The 24206-nt window shown below is 43.8% G+C and carries 23 protein-coding genes; 18 read left to right on the top strand and 5 right to left on the bottom strand.

The features are described 5' to 3' along the window. The first annotated feature begins 44 nt into the window (after positions 1-44). The 7 genes from I6N95_RS21215 to lpdA all read left to right on the top strand — a co-directional run bounded on the left by I6N95_RS21215 (position 45) and on the right by lpdA (position 7395). On the top strand, positions 45-1292 hold the full coding sequence (locus I6N95_RS21215) for an NAD(P)H-dependent oxidoreductase (RefSeq protein WP_209531363.1): 1248 nt from the start codon (positions 45-47) through the stop codon (positions 1290-1292). Positions 1293-1320: 28 nt separating this feature from the next. Beyond that, positions 1321-1680 (top strand): PTS glucitol/sorbitol transporter subunit IIA, encoded by a 360-nt coding sequence (locus tag I6N95_RS21210; RefSeq protein ID WP_209531362.1) that lies wholly within the window; start codon positions 1321-1323, stop codon positions 1678-1680. Positions 1681-1695: 15 nt separating this feature from the next. After that, positions 1696-2646: a sugar-binding transcriptional regulator gene (locus tag I6N95_RS21205; RefSeq protein ID WP_209531361.1), complete on the top strand. Its 951-nt coding sequence runs from the start codon at positions 1696-1698 to the stop codon at positions 2644-2646. A gap of 35 nt (positions 2647-2681) precedes the next feature. Beyond that, the gene (locus tag I6N95_RS21200; RefSeq protein ID WP_209531360.1) at positions 2682-3671 is read left to right on the top strand and encodes a thiamine pyrophosphate-dependent dehydrogenase E1 component subunit alpha; all 990 of its coding nucleotides are present in this window, start codon (positions 2682-2684) and stop codon (positions 3669-3671) included. A gap of 39 nt (positions 3672-3710) precedes the next feature. Further along, positions 3711-4694: an alpha-ketoacid dehydrogenase subunit beta gene (locus I6N95_RS21195; RefSeq protein WP_209531359.1), complete on the top strand. Its 984-nt coding sequence runs from the start codon at positions 3711-3713 to the stop codon at positions 4692-4694. 99 nt (positions 4695-4793) lie between these two features. Continuing rightward, entirely contained in the window at positions 4794-5981 is a 1188-nt protein-coding gene (locus tag I6N95_RS21190; protein WP_209531358.1) for a dihydrolipoamide acetyltransferase family protein, read from the top strand. Between the two features lie 22 nt (positions 5982-6003). Beyond that, on the top strand, positions 6004-7395 hold the full coding sequence (gene lpdA, locus I6N95_RS21185; protein ID WP_209531357.1) for a dihydrolipoyl dehydrogenase: 1392 nt from the start codon (positions 6004-6006) through the stop codon (positions 7393-7395). Positions 7396-7488: 93 nt separating this feature from the next. Here lpdA and I6N95_RS21180 read toward each other — a convergent pair whose 3' ends face one another. From I6N95_RS21180 to I6N95_RS21165, 4 genes are all read right to left on the bottom strand, one after another. After that, positions 7489-8373 carry a sensor histidine kinase gene (locus tag I6N95_RS21180; protein WP_209531356.1) on the bottom strand — a complete coding sequence of 295 codons (885 nt, stop codon included), beginning with the start codon at positions 8371-8373 and terminating at the stop codon, positions 7489-7491. A 54-nt stretch (positions 8374-8427) separates the two neighbouring features. Then, positions 8428-9171 (bottom strand): ABC transporter permease, encoded by a 744-nt coding sequence (locus tag I6N95_RS21175; RefSeq protein ID WP_209531355.1) that lies wholly within the window; start codon positions 9169-9171, stop codon positions 8428-8430. Then, complete coding sequence (locus tag I6N95_RS21170; protein ID WP_209531354.1) at positions 9164-10075, bottom strand: ABC transporter ATP-binding protein; 912 nt, start codon at positions 10073-10075, stop codon at positions 9164-9166. The genes I6N95_RS21175 and I6N95_RS21170 overlap by 8 nt, the downstream gene beginning before the upstream one ends. An 86-nt stretch (positions 10076-10161) precedes the next feature. Next, positions 10162-10830: a response regulator transcription factor gene (locus tag I6N95_RS21165; protein WP_209531353.1), complete on the bottom strand. Its 669-nt coding sequence runs from the start codon at positions 10828-10830 to the stop codon at positions 10162-10164. Between the two features lie 311 nt (positions 10831-11141). On the opposite strand from I6N95_RS21165, the gene purE reads away from it, so the two are divergent. Together purE and purK are read left to right on the top strand one after the other, a co-directional pair. Beyond that, entirely contained in the window at positions 11142-11630 is a 489-nt protein-coding gene (gene purE, locus I6N95_RS21160; RefSeq protein ID WP_209531352.1) for a 5-(carboxyamino)imidazole ribonucleotide mutase, read from the top strand. Next, positions 11617-12738 carry a 5-(carboxyamino)imidazole ribonucleotide synthase gene (purK, locus tag I6N95_RS21155; protein WP_209531351.1) on the top strand — a complete coding sequence of 374 codons (1122 nt, stop codon included), beginning with the start codon at positions 11617-11619 and terminating at the stop codon, positions 12736-12738. The genes purE and purK overlap by 14 nt, the downstream gene beginning before the upstream one ends. Positions 12739-12847: 109 nt before the next feature. Here the strand turns inward: purK and I6N95_RS21150 are convergent, their stop codons facing one another. Continuing rightward, the gene (locus tag I6N95_RS21150) at positions 12848-13879 is read right to left on the bottom strand and encodes a CPBP family intramembrane glutamic endopeptidase (protein WP_209531350.1); all 1032 of its coding nucleotides are present in this window, start codon (positions 13877-13879) and stop codon (positions 12848-12850) included. Positions 13880-14263: 384 nt separating this feature from the next. Between I6N95_RS21150 and purC the strand changes: the two genes are divergently transcribed. Genes purC through purD form a run of 9 tightly spaced genes read left to right on the top strand, consistent with a single transcriptional unit; the run spans position 14264 to position 24068 of the window. Beyond that, positions 14264-14986 (top strand): phosphoribosylaminoimidazolesuccinocarboxamide synthase, encoded by a 723-nt coding sequence (gene purC / locus I6N95_RS21145; protein WP_209531349.1) that lies wholly within the window; start codon positions 14264-14266, stop codon positions 14984-14986. 17 nt (positions 14987-15003) lie between these two features. After that, on the top strand, positions 15004-15252 hold the full coding sequence (gene purS / locus I6N95_RS21140; RefSeq protein ID WP_209531348.1) for a phosphoribosylformylglycinamidine synthase subunit PurS: 249 nt from the start codon (positions 15004-15006) through the stop codon (positions 15250-15252). 2 nt (positions 15253-15254) lie between these two features. After that, positions 15255-15932, top strand: coding sequence for a phosphoribosylformylglycinamidine synthase subunit PurQ (purQ, locus tag I6N95_RS21135; RefSeq protein WP_209531347.1), 678 nt, complete (start codon positions 15255-15257; stop codon positions 15930-15932). 1 nt (position 15933) lies between these two features. Beyond that, positions 15934-18159, top strand: a complete 2226-nt coding sequence (purL, locus tag I6N95_RS21130; RefSeq protein WP_209531346.1) for a phosphoribosylformylglycinamidine synthase subunit PurL — start codon at positions 15934-15936, stop codon at positions 18157-18159. After that, on the top strand, positions 18135-19622 hold the full coding sequence (purF, locus tag I6N95_RS21125) for an amidophosphoribosyltransferase (protein ID WP_209531345.1): 1488 nt from the start codon (positions 18135-18137) through the stop codon (positions 19620-19622). Before purL ends, purF begins: the two co-directional genes overlap by 25 nt. Then, positions 19616-20650 (top strand): phosphoribosylformylglycinamidine cyclo-ligase, encoded by a 1035-nt coding sequence (gene purM, locus I6N95_RS21120; protein ID WP_209531425.1) that lies wholly within the window; start codon positions 19616-19618, stop codon positions 20648-20650. Before purF ends, purM begins: the two co-directional genes overlap by 7 nt. Then, on the top strand, positions 20647-21201 hold the full coding sequence (gene purN / locus I6N95_RS21115) for a phosphoribosylglycinamide formyltransferase (protein WP_209531344.1): 555 nt from the start codon (positions 20647-20649) through the stop codon (positions 21199-21201). The genes purM and purN overlap by 4 nt, the downstream gene beginning before the upstream one ends. A 52-nt stretch (positions 21202-21253) precedes the next feature. Further along, on the top strand, positions 21254-22801 hold the full coding sequence (gene purH / locus I6N95_RS21110) for a bifunctional phosphoribosylaminoimidazolecarboxamide formyltransferase/IMP cyclohydrolase (protein WP_209531343.1): 1548 nt from the start codon (positions 21254-21256) through the stop codon (positions 22799-22801). Between the two features lie 13 nt (positions 22802-22814). Beyond that, entirely contained in the window at positions 22815-24068 is a 1254-nt protein-coding gene (gene purD, locus I6N95_RS21105) for a phosphoribosylamine--glycine ligase (RefSeq protein ID WP_209531342.1), read from the top strand. Positions 24069-24206: the final 138 nt, after the last annotated feature.

Raw genomic sequence — 24206 nt, 5'->3', positions numbered from 1 at the left:
ACTAAATATGGAATGAGGAACTTTTCAAACGAGGAGGAAGGAACATGACAATTTATCAAGAACTTTTAGTAAGAGAAAAAGAGGGAAATCCTATTCGAGTCGGTGTTATTGGCGCAGGGCAAATGGGTTTCGGGATGATCGCTCAAATCAGTTCGATTCCGGGCATGATTGTGACGGGAATCAGTGACATTCACTTAAGTAATGCGCAAAAAGCGGCAGATGCCTATTTAGCATCAGATAATAAAAAGAATCAGGTACAAACTTCTACTGACTTTAAAGAAATTGTACACTCCCCACAGGTTGAGGTTGTTGTCGATGCCACAGGTGTCCCAGAGGTTGGCGCAAAAATCGCTTTAGAAGCGTTACTGGCTAAGAAACAGCTTGTCTTACTAAATGTTGAAATTGATATTACGATTGGACCACTTATGCATAAACTATTTGATTCTGCCGGGTTAGTGTACACAGGATCTGATGGTGATGAACCGGCAGCGACAACGGAGTTATATGAGTTTGCTAAATCAATGGGGATGGAAGTGGTTGTAGCTGGCAAGGGCAAAAATAATAAACTAAGAGTGGGAGCAAATCCTGATACGTGTCAAGAAGAAGCTGATAGCAAGGCAATGGCGTCTCACATGCTAGCAGCCTTCCAAGATGGCACCAAAACCATGGCTGAAATGAACTTACTGTCTAATGCCATTGGCTTTATTCCTGATAAGGTGGGCATGCACGGTGTCTCGGCGACCCTAACCGATGTGGTACAAAAGCTGCGCTTGAAATCTGAAGGCGGTGTTTTGGACCGTTATGGAGTTGTGGAATACGTCGATGGGCTAGCGCCAGGTGTTTTTGTGATTGTGAAAGGGCAAAATGAAGGGGTCCGCCACGAGTTAAATTACTTGATGAAGGCTGGTGATCAAGATCATCATATTCTCTACCGCCCCTTCCACTTAGCCAGTTTAGAAACGCCTTTAACCATTGCTAAGGCAGTCATTCATCAGGACCATGCGATTGTGCCAATGGGAGCACCGGTTTCGGAAACGGTTGCGGTGACGAAAAAAGCGATTAAAGCTGGCGAACGGCTTGACGGTATTGGCGGCTATTGTGTCAGAGGGGTTCTGGAAACTCATGGTGATATGAAGTCTGGGGGCCATATTCCAATCGGGTTAATTTCGGGAGTGGTTGTGGCAAAACGAGACATTCCGACAGGGACCTTCGTGACAGAAGACGATGTGGAATTGGATCAATCAACGACCGTTTGGCAGTTACGTCAATTACAAAACCAAACGTTTGGCTAAAGATTAAGAACAGAGAGGGGAACCATCAATGGTAAAATCAATCGTAAAAGAAATTGGTGAATTTGCATTCTTTGAGGACGAGCCGATTATTATTTTATTTAATACAACAGCTCCAGAGGGGCTTAAGGAGGTTTGTGTTCTTCATGATTATCAGGAGGAGCCAACAAGTGATTTGCTCCAAGTCGGAAGCAAGATCTATTTTGGCAGTCAGGAATATCGGGTAAAGGAGATTGGCAACTTAGCTAACAGCAGTCTCAAGGAGTTGGGACATGCCTCTTTCTATTTCGATTTAGCACCAGATCAAGAACTTTTACCAGGGTCAGTCTCTCTCGAACCCCATCAAGTACCAAGCATTAATGAAGGCGATGAAATATGTTTTAGTTATTAGAAAGGATGGCGGAGAATGGCTTATTCAGATGATTCCAGATTGTTGATTGAAGTTGCTCACATGTATTATGAAGAAGGTGCTAAACAAATTGACGTGGCGAAAAAATTTAATATCAGTCGTTCTCTAGTCTCCAAATATTTATCTAAAGCACGAGACATCGGCTTAGTTGAAATTATTATTCATGATGAGCAGCTTCACCCTTATCGTCAACTAGAGGAACGATTGAAACGGGTATTTACTTTAAATGATGTTGTGTGTATCTCCCCGACTGGCGAGTCTCAACTCAAAAAACGATTAGGTGGGGCAGCTGAGAAATACTTAGCCCGCATTATGAAACCTAATTCGATTGTCGGGGTTTCAGCTGGGACAACGGTCAAGGAAGTAGCGATTGCTTTTTCGACAAACTTACAAATGCCAACCGTGACCTTTGTTCCTTTGGTTGGCGGATTGGGATCCGATCACACCAATCATCAGGCCAATGTTATCTGTGAAATGTTGGCCAAACAAACAGGTGGGATTCGGACGGAATTGCATGCGCCAGTTGTGGTGGATACGGTGGAAGCCAAGCGTGTCTTTATGGAACAGTCTTTTATCAAAGAGTCCTTCAATTTAGCTCGTCAGGCTGATATCGCCTTAGTGGGGATCGGCGGCTTACCGGTCTATTCAACGATGACTAAATACTACATCAATGAAGTCGATGACTCAGTGATCGGAGATGATTCCGGGGTAGTCGGAGATATTTGTTATAACTTTATTGATTCAGATGGCAGTTTAAGTGAGTGTGCTTGGAATCAGCGAGTGTTAACCCTGGAATTAGCCGATTTGAAAAAAATTCCCAATGTGATTGCCGTAGCAGGTGGCCAAGATAAAGTGGATGGCATTCACGCAGCAATCCAAGGCGGGTTGATTGATATCCTAGTAACAGATGCCACAACCGCAAAAGCACTATTAAAGAAAGACGATTAGTTTGGTGTATTTAAGCAGTGAGAGGAGAAAGATTAATGAGTATTTCGATACCTAACAAGGCAGGCTTAACAGATAAAGAGTTAGTGGCATTATATGAGACGATGTGGACCATCCGTTTCTTTGATGAAAAGGTGGATCAATTATTTGCTCGCGGTTTGATTCATGGCACTACCCATCTAGCTGTCGGACAAGAAGCGTCGGCAGCAGGAAGTGGTGCGGTTTTAAGGCAGACTGATTGGATTACCGCCACCCATCGTGGTCATGGGCAAACCATTGCGAAAGGTACCAATGTAAAGGGCATGATGGCTGAATTATTTGGTCGGACTAACGGGACGAACAAAGGCAAAGGCGGCTCGATGCACATCGCTGAACTGGAGACTGGTAATTTAGGGGCAAATGGTATCGTCGGCGGTGGTTATCCGATTGCCACTGGCGCTGCTCTAACCGCTAAGATGAAAGGACAGGATCGTGTGGCCTTATGTTACGCTGGTGATGGTTCTACCAACGAAGGAAGCTTTCATGAGTCGATTAACTTAGGGGCAATTTGGCAGTTACCGGTGGTTTACTTCATTGAAAACAATCAGTATGGCATGAGTGGCTCAATTAAAAAAATGGCTCGAGTTGATAAATTAAGCGATCGGGCCATCGCTTATGGGATCGAGGGTGTAACGATTGATGGCAATAATTTGATTGAGGTGATTGACGCTACCTATGAGGCCGTTGAAAAAGCTAGAAGTGGGGGAGGTCCAACGATGATTGAAGCCTTAACTTATCGTTGGAAAGGCCATTCTAAATCAGATGCTAAAAAATATCGGACCAAAGAAGAAGAAGAAATGTGGCGCAAACAACGTGATCCAATTAAATTGGCTAAAGAACGTTTTATAGAAGCGGGAATTTTAACGGAAGAGCAAGCGGAAGTGATTCGTGTAAAGGCCAAGGAAGCCATTGAAGAGGCGGTGGCATTTGCAGAAGCAGGCGAGATGCCTGAAGCGAGTGCCTTGTATGAGGACGTCTATGCCAAGTAAGGGTGAGTCGAAAAGTTTGTTTAAACAGGAGGAAGTTTAATGCGTGAGATAACCTATTTAGAAGCAGTCAGAGAGGCATTAACAGAGGCGATGACGGCAGATCAAGATGTTTTTTTGATGGGAGAAGATATCGGTGTCTATGGTGGGGCCTTTGGTGTGACGCGTGGTTTAGTTGAAGCGTTTGGTGAAGAACGAGTCCGCTCAACGCCTATTTCTGAAAGTGCCATAGCTGGTACGGCAGTTGGTGCGGCGATGACAGGGATGCGTCCTGTTTATGAGTTACAGTTTTCCGATTTTATTACGATTGCCCTCGATCAAATCGTCAATCAAGCGGCAAAAATACACTACATGTATGGTGGGAAAGCTAAAATTCCATTGGTAATGAGAACCCCAGGTGGTTCAGGAACTGGGGCTGCTGCTCAGCACTCCCAAAGTTTGGAAAATTGGACCGCTCATATTCCTGGGTTGAAAGTGGTTCAGCCAGCGACCGCTTATGACGCGAAAGGTCTGTTACATGCGGCCATTGAAGATGATAACCCGGTGATGTTCTACGAGCATAAGCTCTGTTATAAAACCAGTGGCGATGTTCCAGAAGGAAAGTACACGATTCCTTTAGGTGTGGCAGATATCAAACGTCAAGGGGAAGACATTACGATTGTTGCCACAGGGATTATGGTCCATAAGGCTTTGGAGGCAGCGGAACTATTAGCGGAAGAAGGGATTGCCGTTGAAGTTGTTGACCCAAGGACGATTGTCCCCTTAGATAAGCAGACGATTATTGAGTCAGTTAAGAAAACCGGTCGAGCAATTGTGGTGACAGAGGCTGTTAAACGGAGTGGCTTTAGCGCAGAGTTAGCCAGTGTGATTGTGGAAAATGAGTCTTTCGATTTTCTGGATGCACCGATTATTCGTTTAGCTGGGGAAGAAGTTCCCATTCCTTATCACCCGGATTTAGAGAAAATGGCCGTGCCTCAAGTAGCGGATATTGTGGCAGCCTGTCAAAAAATGATGGCAAAAGGCTAGTAGGATAGTGGGAAATGTATGATGAAAGTGAAAGATCATCTAAGCAGAAATGCGACAGTTGTTTAGGATTAAAAAGCGTGTTAATCAGGAGGTTAAATAATGGCTCATGAAGTATTGATGCCCAAGCTTAGTTCGACCATGGCCGAAGGCAGTATTACCCAGTGGTTTAAAGCAGAAGGCGACCCAGTTGAAGTTGGTGAGGCTATTTTTGAAGTGATGACAGACAAAATTGCCATTGAAGTAGAGGCTTATGAAGAAGGCATTTTGTTGAAACGATATTATGAGATTGATCAAAGTGCCCCGATTAATTCGGTGGTGGCTTACATCGGTGAATTTGGAGAAGAGGTACCGGAAGTTCCTGAAATCTCCCATACGACCGAGTCTGATTTGCCAGAAAGGGAAGATAAAGTCGTCACCAGTCCTGTTGTCATCAGCGTTGGTAAAGGGATTCGCGCAACGCCTGCTGCTCGCAAGTTAGCTCGCGAAAAAGGACTCGACTTGTCCCAAATAATTGGCAGTGGCACCAATGGTAGAATCCACTTAAGCGATGTCCAAGCTGGTTCACCTGCAAATAAGGAAGCCGTGACGTTTAATGAAGAAGTGGTAATTCCTTGGGGAGGAATGCGACGGGTTATCGCTGACAGGATGACTGCCAGTAAAAATAACTTGCCACATGTGACGATGGACGCACATGTTGATCTGACGGAAGTCGTTCGACTGCGTCAACAATTACTGCCAATCATTGAAGAACAGACTTCGCAACGCGTGAGTTATACGGAGATTCTGATCAAAGCTGTCACGATTGCTTTAAAGCAGTTTCCACGTTTGAATGCGCGGGCGATGGCCGATGGCATTCATGAGTTTTCTCACGTTAATATGGGCCTAGCAGTCTCACTTGAGGATGGTTTAGTCGTTCCTGTCATAAAAAACGCTGATTTATTGAGGCTGTCTGAGTTGACCACAGCAGTGAAACAAGCGGCTGCTAAGGCTCGAAATGGACAGTTAACAGGTGATCAACTAGCTGACGGTACCTTTACCATTAGTTCTCTAGGGCCTGGTGTTGTTAGACAGTTTAACCCGGTCATCAATGCGCCAGAGGTTGCGATTTTAGGGGTAAGCAGTATCTATGAGGCGCCGTATCAAACCGCAAGTGGCGGTTTGGAAATGCGTTCATGCTTAACGCTTAGTCTATCTTTCGATCACAGGGCGATTGATGGTGCTCCTGTTGCCGCATTTTTATCGGTGTTAGTTGAGTTATTAGAGTGCCCGTACAAATTGTTAGTGTAAGGGAGAAAGGGAGTGAAACAATTTGACGAAGGAAGAGATTGAAACACTGGTAATAGGTTCTGGTCCTGGTGGTTATGTGACCGCGATTCGAGCAGCCCAACTGGGGAAAGCCGTCACAATTGTCGAAAAAGAGGCAATCGGCGGTGTCTGTCTAAATGTGGGATGTATTCCCTCCAAAGCCTTAATCACGGCGGGGCATCGCTATCAAGAAAGTCAGACTTCTCAATTTCTCGGTTTGCATGTGGCAGAAGCCGAGATGGACTTCTCACAGACCCAACGTTGGAAAAATGAGACGGTTGTTCGCAGCTTAACGGCTGGAATTGGGCAACTGTTAAAGAAAAATAACGTTAAAGTGATTAAAGGGACCGCTCGATTTACTGGCAGGCAACAAGTGGAAATCGTGACGGCTCATGACTCAAAGCATTACTCTTTTCAAGAAGCTGTCATTGCAACAGGCAGTCGACCAATCGAAATTAAAGGCTTTCCTTTTGGTGGTCGGATTTTAGATTCGACTGGCGGACTGAATCTAAAGGAGATTCCTAAGAAACTTGTGATTATTGGCGGTGGGGTCATCGGGTCAGAACTAGGAAGTGCCTATGCTGATTTGGGAAGTAAGGTCACGTTGTTAGAAGGCTCTAATCAGTTATTGCCTAGTTACGAAAAGGACATGGTCTTAGCCGTGGAAAAGAGTTTTAAGCAAAAAGGCATAGAAAGCGTGACTAATGCTGTGGCTCAAAAGGCTGTCAGCTTTGATACTTATGTGGAGGTCACTTATGAAGCCGCAGGGCAACAACAGACGGTGACGGCTGATTATGTGATGGTGACCGTGGGCCGTCAACCAAACACTGATCGTTTAGGACTGGATACAGCGGGGATTTCAGTGGATGCTCGCGGTTTAATTCCCGTGGATTCTCAATACCGTAGTGCTAATCCAGCTATTTATGCCATTGGCGATGTGGTTGAAGGGTTGGCGCTGGCTCATAAGGCCAGTTACGACGCAAAAGTTGTGGCGGAAGTGATCGTTGGTAGAAAGGTCCAAAAGGATTATCAGGCGATGCCAGCTATTTGTTTCACAACACCAGAGTTGGCAACGACAGGCTTAACATTAGCAGAGGCTAAGAAACAGTCGCTATCTGCTACTTCTTATGAGTTTCCCTTACAAGCCAATGGTCGAGCAATCTCACTCAATCAGACTGAGGGCTTTATCAGGTTGATTGTCGCAGCAGATCAACGAATTATTGGTGGACAAATTGTTGGGGCCAACGCCAGTGAATTGATTACAGAGATTAGTCTCGCAGTGGAAGCTAGTTTGACTGTCGAGGATCTTTCTTTGACAATTCATGGTCATCCGACTTTATCTGAGGCTGTGATGGATGTGGCAGAACTGGCTCAAGGTTTGCCAATTCATATTTAAGTGGTCGTGATTCTATTTGCCTAAAGGTTGAAGCGGCTGAGTCTTTTGTCTCAGTCGCTTCAACCTTTAGCTATGGGGGATTGTTGTCGTGAATTACGTCTGGTGCCATGTAATGGTAATCGTAAAAAGGTCTTTTTCCAACGAAGCACTAATGCTGTGGCCCATTTGTTCTAGCAGCTGTTTCGTAACGGTTAAACCGAGCCCTGTGGAACGTTGATTTCTGGTGCCGTCAGAGGTATAGAGCCGTTGGAAAACCTGATTGATATTGAGGGTTGACGGTTCTCTAAGCTTATTTTGTAAGCTTAGTTGTTGCTCATTGGGTCGACTGAGGATAAACTCGCCATAGCCGTATTTTAGACAATTCTGTATGAGATTGGTAAACACGCGCTGTAAAGCCTGTTCATCAGCTAATATTAGCCAAGGGCCATCCGATAATGTGATTGTTGGCCGAATCTCTTGTTCCTTAAACTGAGTGTAATAGGTTGCCAACAGTTGGGTTAACATTGAGTTAATCTCAACTGTTGTCATCACGAGAGGTAAATCAAAGGACGCAATGCGGGAGAAGTCATAATACGTGTCAATTAATTGTTGAAGCTGTCGAGCTTTCTGTTGAATTAATTGTCGGTAATAATCCTGTTGGCTTTGTTCCTCTTCTTCCTCGAGTAGGGTTAAATAGCCTAGCATCGCAGCCAAAGGAGTCCTTAAATCATGGGAAATATTAGTGAATTGTTCTTTGATTTGGCGCTCTCGTTCTTCTAATTCTTCAATGGCCAGATTTTTTACGGAGATCTCTTGATTAATTTGCTGAATTAACCCTGACAGTTCTCTGAAATGATGGGGATTTGTCAGCAGTTGATTGGTTTGTGAGTGATGATTGATTTTTTTTAGCTGAGTTTCCAGATGTTGAGCATCCTGACGTAATAAGAGATATCGACATAAGAGTATTATGGTAAAAATTAGACTGATAGCAATCATCATCACTCAGCGCTCCTTTCATCTTTTTTTAGTGTCTACTAACTGTCGGTGGAGGTCTTAAATTTCTTGTTGATTAAATTGTTTGATGCCGATAAAACTAAAAAGGACGAAATAACCGATAAAATACAACCAATTAATCAGGATATCTTGTGGTTGTTGCCAATAATTCTCGCTTAGACGAATGTAGAGAAACAGACCACTGATTTTATCAATAGCGGGCATGACTTGAGCTAAATAGCCTAACAGAATCGGGATAATAATCACGATTAAATAATAACCTAAATAGCTGTTTTCAATTTTGGTGCAAGCAAAGACCATCATATGATTAACTGCTAGAGCAGCGAGCAATAGAGGGGTAGCAGCAAAAACAGCTTTGGCAAAGTTTGGACCTTCAACTTGACCATTTCGGGTCAGCAATAATAAGCTGGTGCCAGTAAAGATAATCAGAACGAGCACGCCGATGGCAAAGGAGAAAAGGGCAGTCATCAAAAACTTGCTAAAGTAGATCGTTCTGCGACTGATTCCGTAGGCAACATCGTTTTTAAGAACGCCATACCGTTGAACATTTGCGAATAAGGTATTGGCGATAAAAGGAATAAAAAAAGGAATGCTGACAAGGGACAGCCGGGTAAAACGGAAGAAAAAAGCCGTATTATTATAGAGGAAACTGTCATCAATGGTGCCGTAATAATAAGACATGATCAAGGGCGGTAATGGGATTAGTAAAATAAGTAACCCGATTAAATAGGTACTGCGGGTTTTTCTTAACCGAAAGCTTTCACTTTTTAAATAATTAATCATTTTGGGCACCACCGATCATTTCAAGAAAATAGTCTTCCAAGGTTTGGCTCTTCTCAGCAATGCTGAGGATTTGTAGTTGGTCATCGTTTAGCGCTTTAATGATGATTGGAATCCATTTTTGAGCTTTAAAAATATGAATGGTCTTGTCAGGCAATAATTGGTAATGGCTAATGTTAAGCTTTTCTTCAAGTATTGCCAGAGTTTCTTCTGGTCGCGTGGTTTTAAGTTCGATGTGACCTTGGCATTTTGCTTGGAGTTCTGCCATGCTCAATTCTTCGATCAGTTTTCCTTGGTGCAAGAAGCCAACTTGGTTAATCAAGTGTTCAAGTTCAGGTAAGATATGACTGGATAATAAAATAGTCAGATGTTTACGTTGGTTAAGGTTCAGTAAAAGACGACGGATTTCCGCAATACCAAAGGGATCTAAGCCGTTGATTGGTTCATCTAAAATTAAGAAATCCGGGTTGCTTAACAGTGCTAAAGCAATCCCCAGTCGTTGTTGATTGCCGATCGAATAGTGTTGAAATTTCTTATCAGCGTAATGACTTAGGCCTAAGTCGTGAATAACATCAGCCACGCGCTCTTTTTCCGGGATGCCACGCTGAATTCGGTAATACTCCAAGTTATCATAGCCGCTCAAATTTGGGAAAAATGCCGGCTGTTCGATTAAACTACCAATTCGCCTGCGAGCAGCGGCTGAGTTAAGCGTTCCGAATAACTGAATGTTGCCAGAACTAGGCGCAGATTGACCTGCTATCAAGCGTAAAATGGTACTTTTTCCAGCGCCGTTTTGGCCGACTAAGCCATAAATTGCACCTTTACTAATCGATAAATTAATAGTCGCCAAAGCCTTTTCTTTGCCATAGTTTTTTGAGATATTTGTTAAGTTTACAATTGTTTCCATCTGAGGTCACCTTCCTTTAGCATCAAGTATAGCGAAAAGAGTCTTAAGAAGGCTTTGGCTAATCATAAAGAAAGCTTAAAGTTTCTTTAGGTAAGCTTAAAGCCGATTCCCCAGACGGTTTCAATATAGTCGTGGTCATCATATGGCTTGATTTTTTTTCGTAGATTGCTAATATGGACATTTAAAGAGTTTTCTTCCACGAGATAGGCTTCTTGCCAGACAGTCTGAAATAGTTCATTTTTAGTGAAAACTTTACTAGGTTCAGTCATTAACAGGCTCATTAAAGCAAATTCTTTACTGGTTAAATCAACAGGTATCTCATTGACCTTAAATACTCGGCTAGTCTGATCGAGCGCTATGTTTTTATAAACTAAAGGGCTCTTTTCCTGATGTGAGAGACTTCTTCTTAACAGTGCCTCAATGCGAGCTAAAAGTTCCGCTTTTTCAAATGGTTTGGTTAGGTAATCGTCTGCTCCCTGCTGTAATGTCCAGACGCGGTCAGAAACACTGGCTTTTGAGGAGAGAATCATCACAGGGGTTTGGGTAAATTGGCGAATGTTAACCAGAAAGGTTTCGCCAGTGATGCCTGGTAACATCAAGTCTAATACTATTAAGTCATAGTGATTGTGCTGAATAAGTTCGTAAGCAGTGTCACCGGAATAAGCACTTTGGACCGTATAGTGATTGGTCATTAAAAATTTACAAATAATGAAATGTAGATCTAAATCATCTTCAACTAATAAAAGTTTTGTCATGAAGGGCCTCCTTAGGGAATTAGTGGGGTAATTAGTGCTAGTTTAACATAAATAGTTCGAAAAGTGAGTGTCATTTTTTTAGAATATCAGCTGAATCTGATAAAGGCGAACTTTATCTGTTTGTAACCAAGTATTGTTCGTTAAAATGTTGACGAATGGTGTTAGACTTGTTAAACTAGAAGTGATTTTAGAGTGAGAGTTTTCTGGTTCAAGCTTCTGGAAATTAATGAAACGATCGAGCCAAGGCCATTGTTTCGTCTGAGTTAATTGACAGCGAAGAGAATCAAAAAGTTTTCAGAGGAGGCTATATCATGTCAGTGAAAGTATCGGTTATTATGGGCAGTACGTCAGATTGGGACACAATGAAACTTGCTTGCCAAGTATTGGAAGAATATGGAATTGCTTATGAAAAACAGGTAGTATCGGCTCATCGGACACCAGATTATATGTTTGAATTTGCTGAACAGGCCCAAGGAAGAGGCGTTCAGGTGATTATTGCGGGTGCAGGTGGAGCGGCCCATTTACCAGGAATGATCGCGGCCAAAACGATTTTGCCTGTTATTGGCGTGCCGATTAAATCCCGAACATTAAATGGTTTAGATTCCTTGTTGTCTATTGTTCAAATGCCTGGTGGTGTGCCGGTGGCAACGGTGGCGATTGGAGAAGCGGGCGCTACTAATGCCGGACTGCTTGCTGCCCAAATTTTAGGCACTCATGACGCTCAACTTCAAGAAAGCTTATTAATGAAGCGACAAGAGCGGGCAAAGCAAGTTTTGGAGGCTAGTGATGAACTATTCTAAGGCCATTTTACCAGAAGAAACCATCGGGATTATCGGCGGTGGGCAATTGGGGCGGATGTTGGCATTTTCGGCACAGGCGATGGGGTACACGGTTGGAATCTTGGACCCTCAAGCCGATTGTCCAGCAGGCCAAGTAGCTAACTGGCAAATTGTTGGGGACTACAGTGATCGGATGGCTTTAGCTGAAATGGCAGAACGCTGCGACGTTTTGACCTATGAATTTGAGAACATCGATGCAGCGGCTTTAGCAAGTGTTCAAGCGCAAGTGTTTATCCCTCAAGGGGTTAACGTGTTGGAACTTACACAAAATCGTCAGTTGGAAAAAGGCTTTTTGAGTCAGCACGGTTTTCCAGTAGCCGCTTATGAAATAGTTGAAAGGCCTGAAGAACTGACTCGGGCAATTGAGACGATCGGTTACCCCAGTGTTTTAAAAACCATTCGCGGGGGCTACGACGGTCATGGCCAAGTGCTTCTAAAGAGTGCCGCTGATTTAGAGGCAGCCTGCCAGTTGTTGATGAATCAGACCTGTGTCCTTGAAGAGTGGCTAGCGTTTGAGAAAGAGGCATCTATTATGGTCAGTCGCAATTTAGCAGGTGAGATTGCCGTCTTTCCCGTATCTGAAAATGAACATCGTCACAATATTTTGCATCAATCGATCGTGCCAGCTCGTATCACAGAGACGGTTCAAGAAGATATTCAAGCCTTGGCAAAAGAACTGGCCGAGCAGCTTGATTTGTGTGGACTATTAGGGATTGAATGTTTTATTGGGGACAAGGTTTATATCAATGAGCTAGCGCCTCGTCCTCATAATTCAGGGCATTATTCGATTGAAGCCTGCGATTTTTCTCAGTTTGATTTGCACATACTAAGTGTTTGTCAGCGGCCGTTACCTGAAGTAAGATTATTGCAACCGGTGGTCATGGTCAATATCTTAGGCCAACAGGTGGCTTCTGTTTGTCAAAGGATGTTACAAAAACCCGAGTGGCATGTTCATCTTTATGGCAAAGAGGTTGCAAAAGAAAATCGTAAAATGGGGCATGTGACCATTTTGACGACAGATTGTGAAGCGACCTTGGCGGAAATTGCCGCTACTCATATTTGGGATTAACCAAACGAAGAGCCCTCTCTATTTGAGAGTGGCTCTTCGTTTTTTGTCTTTAAGCGGCAGTCCTATGATTGAGTCCTACGTGACGAACTGCTTATCTGCGATCATCAGGCTAGTCGTCAAGTTGTCTTTCGACTGTCGCAAGCCGTTCCTCTAAGGTTGGCAATGTGGAGGGGGATCTGAAGAGTTTGCTGAAACCTACTATGGCAAAAATAATGAGTGATAGTCCTGTTATTAGCAAAGTACCAGCAATCATGTCGCTATTAGAAACACTGGCACTGCTGGCAGAGGCATCGCTGAATAATGGCGAGAGGTTGTTATTTAAGAAATGTAAGATAGAGACTAACCAGATGTTATCGGTTTTCATATAGCAATAAGCAAAAAATATTCCTAAGCCGATACAGTTCATAATTTGACCCATTAAGCTAAAGATACCGATTTCCGGTTTTGCGTAAAAAAAGAAATTTAGCGGTGCGTGCCAAAGTCCCCAAACTACACCCAAGACTAAGACTCCTTTTAATGTGCCAAATTTATGTTGTAAGATAGGCTGCAAATAATAACGCCATCCGTATTCTTCACCGAAATACATGATCCAGTTTACGACATACATGACGATGGTAAAAGCGACTGCCCCCCAGGTTTCCAATTTACTAAAGTTTTTGATTAACCAAGATAAGTCACCGCTGAGGGCATAAACAATAATAAATCTCAGGACGTAAAGGGCCAAAAATAAGCCCATGAGTCCGAAAGACAGTTTCCACTTGTTTCCTTTTAAACCGAAGGCCAATCGTTTCTCTTTTTTCTCTGTGAAGAGGAGGACGCTTGCTAAGATTGAACCGGCCATACTGACAACAGTACTGATTATCATCCAATTGTCATTGGGCATAAAAAGACTAGCGCAGGCGATACCGATGGCGATGATTGATAAAATCAGATAACCACTAAAAAAGCGCTTGGGAATCAAGGGATTATGGCTCGTCATCAATACGCCTAACATGACACCCATGGCAGGTAAAAACATAAACATGCTGGCAAAAGCGCCCAATTCAATCTCTTGTTGATACCCGATAAACATTAAGATAGCAGATAAGAGGGGGATGCCGTAACTGATAGTAAAAAATATAGTGCTTCTTTTTCTCTCCATTTTGATAACTCCTCTAGTTAAATTGATGAGTGTTTCATCTAAATAGAGTTTAACAAGTTGAAGAGGGGGAAAGTCTTTTCTACCGCAAAAGGTTAGTTTTTTGTCCTAAACGGTACTGTGGCGACACTGGTAGTTGAAAGGGGACGTTAAACTTCTGGTTAAGCCGTTAAAGTTCGTATAAATAGCTTGTTGATAAATTTAGAAAATACTATTATTTCTTAATTAAGCAAAAGACGAACGATAGATCGCTTAATTGGTGTAAAGTGTGGATTTTACTTTGACTTTGAAGCTGATCCTTGTTAAGATGAATGAAAGAAATGACGTCGTACGTTATCGTTGATTATAGTTAATAACGTTCGTGTTTTAAAAGAAGGAGACTGGAAAGTGAGTAAAGGTCAGTTAGTTTATAGTGGAAAAGCGAAAGAATTGTACAGTACTTCAGAACCAGATGTCTTACAAGTGGTGTATCTTGATCAAGCAACGGCTTTGAATGGCTTGCGTAAAGATCAAATCAGCGGTAAAGGTCAATTGAATAATCAAATCACCAGTTTGGTCTTTGAGTATTTAAGCGAACAGGGGATCGACAATCACTTTATCAAAGCCTTGTCGCCCAATGAACAGTTAGTGAAAAAAATTAAGATGATACCTTTGGAAGTGGTGGTTCGTAATGTGGCTACCGGTAGTTTTGTCAAAAAATTCGCTGCAGTCGAAGGGACGGTTTTAGCGCCTTTGATCGAGTTTTACTATAAGAATGATGCTTTAGACGACCCGTTGATGAATGATGCCCATGTGGAAGTTTTAGGGCTAGCGACAGCCGAACAGGTAGCTCAGATTAAGGAACAAACCCTCGCTTTAAATCAGGCTTTAATCACACTTTTTAAGTCGATCGAGTTAACCTTAGTTGATTTTAAAGTGGAGTATGGTCTAACGAGCTCTGGCGAGATTTTACTGGCTGATGAAATAACACCTGACACTTGCCGATTATGGGATCTTAAGACTGGTAAGTCATTAGATAAGGATGTCTATCGGAAAGAAACTGGTGATTTAATTGGTGTTTACGAAGAAGTACTAAGACGATTAGAACGAGCTTTAACTAAAAATAACTAAATGAAAGTAGGCGCAACATGTATCAAGTAGAAGTATTTGTCACGTATAAAGAATCGATTTTAGACCCACAAGGTGAAGCGGTAAAGAACGCGGTTCATCGTTTAGAATTTAATGAAGTAGCTGATGTTCGAATTGGCAAATACTTCGAGTTGAAGATTGAGAAAAGCCAACGGCCCGTGGCTGAAATTGTGGAAGAATTGTGTCAACAGCTCTTAGCTAATGAAGTATTGGAATCCTATCGTTATGACATCAAGGAGGTAAACTAATCGTGAAATTCGCTGTGGTGACTTTTCCTGGTTCGAATTGTGATAAGGATATTTATCATGCCGTCAAAGAAGTTATGGGGGCGGAGTGTGAGTTTGTGTCTCATCATGAAAGTAGTCTCGCTGGGTTTGACGTGGTCCTACTGCCTGGAGGCTTTTCATATGGGGATTATTTACGTTGTGGCGCAATTGCGCGTTTTTCGGCAATTATGCCTGCAATTATGGCCTTTGCCGAAAGTGGCAAGCCGGTTTTTGGTACCTGCAATGGGTTTCAAATTTTAGTTGAAGCCGGCCTTTTGCCAGGTGCTTTGAAGCCCAATCAACAGTTAAAATTTGTTTGTGGTTCGGCTCCTTTAAAGGTTGTCAACAATCAAACACTCTTCACCAACGCTTATGAAGCAGGTGAAGAGATTGCCTTGCCAATCGCTCACGGTGAAGGGAATTATTATTGTGATGAGGCGACGTTAGCGGAGTTAGTAGCCAACGACCAAATCGTGTTTACCTATCGTGAGAACAACCCCAACGGTAGTTTAAGTAACATTGCGGGGATTATCAATAAAGAGGGTAACGTCCTTGGAATGATGCCACATCCAGAGCGGGCGATGGAAGAACTGTTAGGCTCGACGGATGGGGTTAAGTTTTTTCAATCAATTATTAACCAATTAGGAAAGGTGACCGTATAACATGAAGACAGAACCAACTCCTCAAGAAGTCAAAGAACAAAAAATATATGCTGAGTGGGGCTTAACGGATGACGAGTACCGCTTAATTGCGGAAGATATCTTAGGGAGGTTGCCTAATTATACCGAAACAGGTTTGTTTTCGGTAATGTGGAGTGAACACTGTTCCTATAAAAATTCCAAGGTTGTCTTGAAGAAATTTCCAACCTCAGGCCCACAGGTTTTACAAGGGCCAGGTGAAGGAGCGGGAATCGTTGATATTGGCGATCAGCAGGCAGTGGTATTTAAAGCGGAAAGTCACAATCATCCTTCGGCTATCGAACCATTTCAAGGAGCCGCCACAGGTGTTGGCGGTATTATTCGTGACATCTTTAGTATGGGAGCGGAGCCGATTGCTATTTTGGACTCTTTGCGTTTTGGTGAATTAACTAATTCACGGACTCGTTATATCGCTGAAGAAGTCGTTGCCGGAATTTCTTTTTACGGAAACTGTATTGGCATTCCAACGGTGGGAGGCGAAGTGGCCTTTGACCCTTGCTACGAAGGTAATCCTTTGGTCAACGCCATGTGTGTCGGGTTAATAGACCATCAGGATATCCAAAAGGGACAGGCTAAAGGCGAAGGCAATCCGATTATGTATGTTGGTGCCAAAACAGGTCGTGATGGCATTCACGGGGCGACCTTTGCGTCTGAAGAGTTTAGTGATGAAGAAGAAAGTCAGCGCTCGGCAGTTCAAGTGGGAGATCCTTTTATGGAGAAATTATTGATGGACGCCTGTTTGGAATTGATCCGTGATCATGCCGATATTTTGGTGGGGATTCAAGATATGGGGGCAGCTGGTTTAGTCTCATCTAGTTCTGAAATGGCTTCGAAAGCTGGCAGTGGCTTACATTTAAACTTAGATGATGTGCCTCAGCGAGAAACGGAAATGACCCCTTACGAGATGATGTTATCAGAATCACAAGAGCGGATGTTGTTATGTGTCACTCAAGGGGCAGAGTCTCGCGTTAAAGACCTTTTCGAAGGCTACGGTTTAGACGCTGTGGTGATCGGTCATGTGACGTCCGACGGTCAATATAAATTGTATCACCATGGTGAGTTGGTAGCCGATTTACCAGTGGATGCTTTGGCGGAGGAAGCACCGACGTATCACAAGGCGTATGCTGAACCAGCCCGGATCAAGGCATTTGCGGAAATGCCCGTATATGTTCCAGAGGTTAAGGATCCTACGACGATTTTAAAACAGTTATTACAACAGCCGACGATTGCTTCAAAGGCGTCATTTTATAATACCTATGATTCTCAAGTTAAGACGAATACCGTTGTTAAGCCAGGGAGTGATGCGGCTGTGGTACGTATTAAGGGGACGAATAAAGGGCTGGCGTTGACGATGGATTGCAATGGCCGTTATCTTTACTTGAATCCGGAAGTAGGGGGGCAGATTGCTGTCGCCGAAGCGGCTCGAAATATCGTCTGTAGTGGTGGCCAGCCATTGGCTATTACCGATTGTTTAAACTACGGTAGTCCTGATAAGGAAGAAGGCTTTTGGGAATTGTGGACCTCAGCGGATGGGATTTCGGCAGCCTGCGAAGCCCTCGAGACACCGGTCATTTCAGGGAATGTTTCTCTGTACAATGAAACTAACGGTCAGGCCGTTTATCCAACACCAGTTATTGGCATGGTTGGTTTAATCAGTGACCTGACTCACGTGACGACTCAAGGCTTTAAGTCGCCAGGCGATTTGATATACGTGATTGGTCAAACTGGCGCCGACTATCACGGCAGTGAGCTACAAAAAATGTTAGCTGGTGAGATTTTTGGTACTTTAACTTCCTTGGATTTAGTTCAAGAGAAAAAACATCAAGACCTTGTGTTAGAAGGGATTCACAAAGGGGTGATCCGCAGTGCTCACGATCTAGCCGAGGGTGGCTTGGGAGTGGCTTTAGCGGAAGCTGGTTTTGAACAGAACCTCGGGTTTGATGTCGCCGTTAAGTTGACCAATGCTGAATTATTTGCTGAAAGTCAGTCCCGTTTCTTAGTGACGATTCAGCCAGCTGATCAAGGGGAGTTTGAAAGTTTAGTTGGTAAGTCTGGGACTTTAATTGGTAAGGTGCAAGGAAATACTGGCGTGAAGCTTGCGACAAAAGATGGTGTAGTGGTAGCTGATATTGACGAGTTGAAAGGTTTATGGGAAGGAGCTATTCCGTGTTTAATGAAATCAAAAGCTTAAACGAAGAATGTGGCTTGTTTGGTATTTGGAACAATCCCTTAGCAGCTGATATTACCTATTATGGCCTACACAGTCTGCAGCATCGGGGACAAGAAGGGGCTGGGATTGTGGCGACTGACGGCAAGTCTTTAAAAGGACACCGTGGTCTGGGGCTATTAGCGGAAGTCTTTTCGGCTAACGAGCTTCAAGAATTGACCGGAAAAGCGGCAATTGGCCACGTTCGTTATGCCACCTCAGGCAATAAGGATTTAGCTAATGTTCAACCGTTTTTATTTCATTTTCAAGAGGATTCTTTTGGACTTGCTCATAACGGTAACTTGACCAATGCTCGCAGCTTGCGCAAAGAGTTGGAAGAGGGGGGCGCAATTTTCCAAACCTCTTCTGATACAGAAGCGTTGGCTCATCTATTGAAGCGAGCGGGTAAAGAAAGTTTTGTGGAAAATTTACGTTGCGCCTTACAACAGGTTAAAGGTGGCTTTGCTTATCTCTTATTAACAGAGGACGCCTTATATGCGGCCCTTGATCCGAATGGTTTTCGCCCGTTGTCAATCGGGAAGATCAACGATTCCTATGTGGTAGCATCAGAAACCTGTGCCTTTGATACTGTGGGGGCTGAGTTTATTCAGGACGTTCAGCCTGGTGAATTAGTGGTCATTAATGATCAGGGGTTGCATATCAGTCGTTTTACTGAGGAGATTCGACCGGCGATTTGCAGTATGGAGTACATCTATTTTGCTCGACCTGATTCAGATATTGCCGGGATTAATGTTCATTCAGCTCGCAAACGCTGTGGTAAAAAATTAGCCCAAGAAGCCTTTGTGGAAGCTGATGTGGTCACCGGAGTACCTGATTCTAGTATTTCAGCGGCGATCGGTTATGCGGAAGAAGCAGGTCTGCCTTATGAGTTAGGCTTAATCAAAAATCGTTACGTGGCGCGGACCTTTATTCAACCTTCTCAGGAATTGCGGGAACAAGGGGTGCGCATGAAGTTGTCGGCTGTTCGTGGCGTGGTGGAAGGCAAGCGAGTGGTGATCATCGATGACTCCATCGTTCGTGGCACAACCGTCAAACGGATTGTTCAATTGCTACGAGAAGCCAATGCAAAAGAGGTCCATGTAAGAGTGGCTTCGCCGCCTTTGATTTACCCTTGTTATTACGGCATTGACATTCGGACGCGAGAAGAGTTAATTGGGGCTAATTATTCAATTGACCAGATCTGCCAGCTGATAGGTGCCGATTCCTTGGCTTATTTAAGTGTTGATGGGCTGGTCGAAGGGATTGGCAAGCCTTATCCGCAATACGAGGATGGTGGTCTGTGTCTTTCCTACTTTACTGGGGATTATCCAACCCCATTATATGACTATGAAGAAGAATATTTGGCGTCGATTCAAGGAGCGGAAAATGTCGCGGAATTAACTCAGTATATTATGGCTCATAAAGATGAGCAGGAGGTAACATCATGAACGCATATGGTAAAGCCGGTGTCGACGTGACAGCAGGATATGAAAGTGTTAAACGAATGAAAAAGCATATTGATCGGACACAACGCCCGGAAACGATCGGTGAAGTAGGCGGCTTTGGTGGCGCCTTTGATTTATCACAGATGAGTTTGAAAGAACCTGTCTTGGTTTCTGGCACAGATGGGGTTGGCACGAAGTTGTTGATTGCCATTGAACAGGGGAAACATCAGACGATCGGGATTGATTGTGTGGCCATGTGCGTCAATGACATCGTTGCTCAAGGGGCACTGCCACTGTTTTTCTTGGATTATATTGCCACAAGTAAAGTGGAGCCAGCGATTGTTGAAGAAATTGTCGCTGGTATTGCAGAAGGCTGTGTTCAAGCTGGTGCCGCTTTAATCGGTGGTGAAACAGCTGAAATGCCCGATATGTACCACACTGACCACTATGATGTGGCTGGATTTACTGTTGGCATGGCAGAAAAGAGTCAGTTAATTCAAACCGATCATGTTCAAGTTGGCGACCTGTTAATTGGCTTGCCGGCCAGTGGTCTTCATTCAAATGGCTATTCCTTAGTCCGCAAGTTGTTTTTTAAGGACCATAACTACGATTATGACAGCCGATTTGATGGCTTAGAGACCACTCTTGGTGAAGAATTGTTAACACCGACGAAGATTTATGTGGCAAGTTTAAAACCCTTGATTCAGCAGCAGTTGGTCAATGGCATTGCCCATATTACTGGCGGTGGGTTTGTGGAAAATATTCCGCGGATGTTGCCAGCTGGTTTAGGGGTGGAAATTATCGAAGGGTCATGGCCTGTCTTGCCAATTTTTGACGTCTTAGGAACGGTTGGTTCATTGACGTATACGGAAATGTATGAGATTTTTAATATGGGCATCGGTATGGTATTAGCGGTAACCCCTGAGAAAGTGGCGCAAGTCCAAGGCTTGCTTGCTGAACAGGGAGAAGCGAGTTATCTCATAGGAAAGGTCACGGCAGATGAGGCTGTCCGTTTTGTGACGGAACGATGAAGGTTGCCATCTTCGCCTCAGGTAGTGGCAGTAATTTTGAAGCCATTGTCCAAGGCGTGCAGCGTGGTGATTTGGCTTTGGAAATCGTCTTGCTTTTTTGTGACCAACCTGATGCTTATGTGATTGAAAGAGCTAAAAAGCTGAATATTCCAGTTAAAGCTTTTTCACCGAAAGAGTTTTCTGACAGAGGGACGTATGAGGCAGAAATTATCAGAATTTTAGCCTCTTGCGAAGTGGAGTTTATTGTTTTAGCTGGTTATATGCGGTTAATTGGCGCTGGTTTATTAGGGGCTTATCCGCAGAAGATCATCAACATTCACCCCTCTTTATTGCCAGCCTTTCCAGGCCTTCACGGTATTCGTGATGCCTTTGAAGCGGGAGTCAGTAAGACTGGGGTAACCATTCACTACATTGATGAAGGCATCGATACAGGACCGATTATCGCTCAGGAAGAAGTGACTATATTGCCTGAGGATGATTTGGCAACCTTAGAAAAACGAATTCATCAAGTGGAGCATCGTTTATATGTAGAGGTTCTAAAAAAATTGTGATAAACGAGATTTAAACATGTTTGATGAAAGCGAAAAAAGAAAGGGCGTTATCATGAAAAGAGCATTGATTAGTGTTTCTGATAAAACAGGTATTGAAGGTTTAGCAAAGGGGTTAGTGGCGGCTGGCATAGAGATTATTTCAACTGGTGGAACCAAAAGCTATTTAACAGATTGTGGCATTCCGACGATCGGGATTGAAGAGGTGACGGATTTCCCTGAGATGTTAGATGGTCGAGTTAAAACGTTACATCCTAAGATCCATGGTGGTTTACTTGGCAGAAGAGATTTGCCTAGCCATGTGGCAGCTGTTAAGGAACATGAGATTCAATGGATTGATTATGTGGTGGTTAACCTGTATCCCTTTAAAGAAACGATTGCCAAAAGTGACACGACCTTAGCAGAAGCGGTGGAGCAAATTGACATCGGCGGACCAAGTATGTTGCGCAGCGGGGCGAAAAACTTCGCTGCTGTGACCGTTGTCGTGGACCCTGCTGACTATCAACTAGTCTTGGATGAAGTTAAAGCCAATGGGCAAACGACGGAGGGCACTCGCAAGCGTTTAGCGGCAAAGGTTTTCCGTCATACCGCTGCCTATGATGCCCTGATTGCCGCGTATTTGACGGCTGAAGTGGGCGAGACTTATCCAGAAAAATTAACCGTAACTTATGAGAAAAAACAAGGCCTTCGTTACGGAGAAAACGGCCATCAACAGGCTAGTTTTTACAGTGATGTGTTGCCGACGAGCTATTCGATTGCAGAAGCCAAACAATTACACGGCAAGGAATTATCTTATAATAATATTCACGATGCTGATGCCGCTCTGCGAATTGTCAATGAATACCAAGAACCAGCTGTAGTGGCAGTTAAACACATGAATCCTTGTGGGGTGGGCTTAGGCAAGACGATTCTTGAAGCGTACACCCATGCCTATGAAGCCGATTCAACCTCAATTTTTGGCGGAATTATCGCCTTAAATCGTCAGGTCGATGTGGCGACAGCGGAAAAGATGAGCGAGCTGTTTTTGGAGATTATTATTGCCCCAAGTTTTACAGAAGAGGCCTTGGCCATCTTGAGTCAAAAGAAAAATATTCGTTTGATGACCGTCGATTTCCCAGCCACCACCGACCAAGTAGCGAAGTTGGAGCTGACATCAGTTATGGGAGGCTTGTTAATTCAAGCTGGAGATACGCTTAAAGAACAGGTTGAAAGCTGGCAAGTCGTGACGGATACACCGCCGACTTCAGACGAAATTAAAGCGTTGGAATTTGCTTGGCACGTTGTGAAGCACGTTAAAAGCAATGCGGTTGTCATCGCCAAAAAAGATCAGACCTTAGGGATTGGCGCCGGTCAGATGAATCGGATTGGTTCGGTTAAAATTGCCATTGAACAGGCTGAAACGTCGATCGGTTCACTGACAGGGGCTGTGTTGGCCAGTGATGCGTTCTTTCCCATGGATGATTGTGTAAGTTACGCTGCTGAACATGGTGTTCGCGCGATTATTCAACCAGGTGGTAGTATTAAAGATCAACAATCCATTGATAAAGCCAATGAATTAGGCATCGCCATGATTTTCACAGGCGTTCGTCATTTTAAACATTAGAGAGGATGGCAGGATGAAACTTTTAGTGATTGGAAGTGGTGGTCGGGAACATGCCATCAGCAAGAAGTTGTTAGCAAGTCCTTTAGTGGATGCTGTCTATTGTGCGCCAGGTAATCCGGGAATGAGTCAAGATGGCATTCAACTGGTGAATCTTCAGCAAAGCGATCATGGGGGATTGATTGACTTTGCCAAAGAACAGCAGATTGCTTGGACCTTTGTCGGACCGGAGCAGCCATTAGTTGCAGGGATCGCGGATGATTTTGAAAGGGCGGGCTTAACTGTTTTTGGACCGAATCAGGCTTGTGCACAAATTGAAGGGTCGAAGGAATTTGCCAAGGACTTAATGATTCGTCATGAGATTCCGACGGCTGATTATCAAGTGTTTGACAAGGTAGCAGAGGCAGTCGCGTATATGGAAATGAAGGGCATGCCTTTAGTATTAAAGGCTGATGGTTTGGCAGAAGGTAAAGGGGTAATCATCCCTGAAACAGTCGAAGAAGCGATTGTTGCCTTACAAGAGCTGCTAGGTGGCCGCTTTGGCGAAAGCTCTAAGCGTGTGGTAATTGAAGACTTCTTAGTAGGAGAAGAATTTTCTTTATTGGCCTTTGTTCATCAAGGGAAAATCTACCCTTTGGAAATTGCTCAGGATCATAAGCGGGTCTTTGAAGGGGATCTTGGGTTAAATACAGGAGGCATGGGAGCTTATTGTCCAGTGCCGCAGATTGCTCCGCAAGTTGTTGAAGTGGCCATTGAACAGATTGTGAGACCGACAATTGCTGGTTTAAAGGCTGACGGCTATGATTATACTGGGGTGTTATACGCTGGCTTAATTGCCACTCAAGAGGGGCCGAAAGTGATTGAGTTTAATGCACGGATGGGTGATCCTGAAACCCAAGTCTTGTTGGAGCACATGACCAGTGATCTGGCAGAAGTTATCACGGCGATTTTGGCTAACCGAGAAACGACGATTAGCTGGGATGAAGAACAGGTTCATCTTGGGGTGATGGTTGCCGCTAAGGGTTACCCAGAGCTTTATCCGAAAGGTTTGGTTTTGCCAGATTTAAGCAAGTGTCAACAGGCAGTTTATTACTCTGGTGTTGACTTGGTTGACGGTGAGTTAGTCTCAGCTGGTGGCCGAGTCTTTATTATGGTCGGTAAAGGTAAAACGATCGTCGAGGCTCAGCAAGCTCTTTATCAGGAACTTGAACAGTTGCCTTTAAAGGAGTACCACTATCGCAAAGATATTGGCTTTAAGGGCATAAGTTAACAGTCAAAAAAGCGTGAAGGTCTAGCAAAACATGGAGTGGCGAGAAATCGTTCATTTCATGTTTTTTTGCTAGATCAAGCGGGAAGGTACTGGCAATCAAGTCGGAAATTAGTGTGTTACAATATAAGATAGCGGCTT

It is taken from the genome of Vagococcus allomyrinae, assembly GCF_017829975.1.
Lineage (GTDB): Bacteria > Bacillota > Bacilli > Lactobacillales > Vagococcaceae > Vagococcus_D > Vagococcus_D allomyrinae.
Note: the sequence above shows the minus strand (reverse complement) of the source record. Positions and strands in the feature narration are given on the sequence as shown.

Coding starts and splice junctions, on each gene's coding strand:
- I6N95_RS21215 (WP_209531363.1), top strand. CDS start 45: ATGACAATTTATCAAGAACTTTTAGTAAGAGAAAAAGAGGGAAATCCT.
- I6N95_RS21210 (WP_209531362.1), top strand. CDS start 1,321: ATGGTAAAATCAATCGTAAAAGAAATTGGTGAATTTGCATTCTTTGAG.
- I6N95_RS21205 (WP_209531361.1), top strand. CDS start 1,696: ATGGCTTATTCAGATGATTCCAGATTGTTGATTGAAGTTGCTCACATG.
- I6N95_RS21200 (WP_209531360.1), top strand. CDS start 2,682: ATGAGTATTTCGATACCTAACAAGGCAGGCTTAACAGATAAAGAGTTA.
- I6N95_RS21195 (WP_209531359.1), top strand. CDS start 3,711: ATGCGTGAGATAACCTATTTAGAAGCAGTCAGAGAGGCATTAACAGAG.
- I6N95_RS21190 (WP_209531358.1), top strand. CDS start 4,794: ATGGCTCATGAAGTATTGATGCCCAAGCTTAGTTCGACCATGGCCGAA.
- I6N95_RS21180 (WP_209531356.1), bottom strand. CDS start 8,373: ATGATGATTGCTATCAGTCTAATTTTTACCATAATACTCTTATGTCGA.
- I6N95_RS21175 (WP_209531355.1), bottom strand. CDS start 9,171: ATGATTAATTATTTAAAAAGTGAAAGCTTTCGGTTAAGAAAAACCCGC.
- I6N95_RS21170 (WP_209531354.1), bottom strand. CDS start 10,075: ATGGAAACAATTGTAAACTTAACAAATATCTCAAAAAACTATGGCAAA.
- I6N95_RS21165 (WP_209531353.1), bottom strand. CDS start 10,830: ATGACAAAACTTTTATTAGTTGAAGATGATTTAGATCTACATTTCATT.
- purE (WP_209531352.1), top strand. CDS start 11,142: ATGTCAGTGAAAGTATCGGTTATTATGGGCAGTACGTCAGATTGGGAC.
- purK (WP_209531351.1), top strand. CDS start 11,617: ATGAACTATTCTAAGGCCATTTTACCAGAAGAAACCATCGGGATTATC.
- I6N95_RS21150 (WP_209531350.1), bottom strand. CDS start 13,879: ATGGAGAGAAAAAGAAGCACTATATTTTTTACTATCAGTTACGGCATC.
- purS (WP_209531348.1), top strand. CDS start 15,004: ATGTATCAAGTAGAAGTATTTGTCACGTATAAAGAATCGATTTTAGAC.
- purL (WP_209531346.1), top strand. CDS start 15,934: ATGAAGACAGAACCAACTCCTCAAGAAGTCAAAGAACAAAAAATATAT.
- purN (WP_209531344.1), top strand. CDS start 20,647: ATGAAGGTTGCCATCTTCGCCTCAGGTAGTGGCAGTAATTTTGAAGCC.
- purH (WP_209531343.1), top strand. CDS start 21,254: ATGAAAAGAGCATTGATTAGTGTTTCTGATAAAACAGGTATTGAAGGT.
- purD (WP_209531342.1), top strand. CDS start 22,815: ATGAAACTTTTAGTGATTGGAAGTGGTGGTCGGGAACATGCCATCAGC.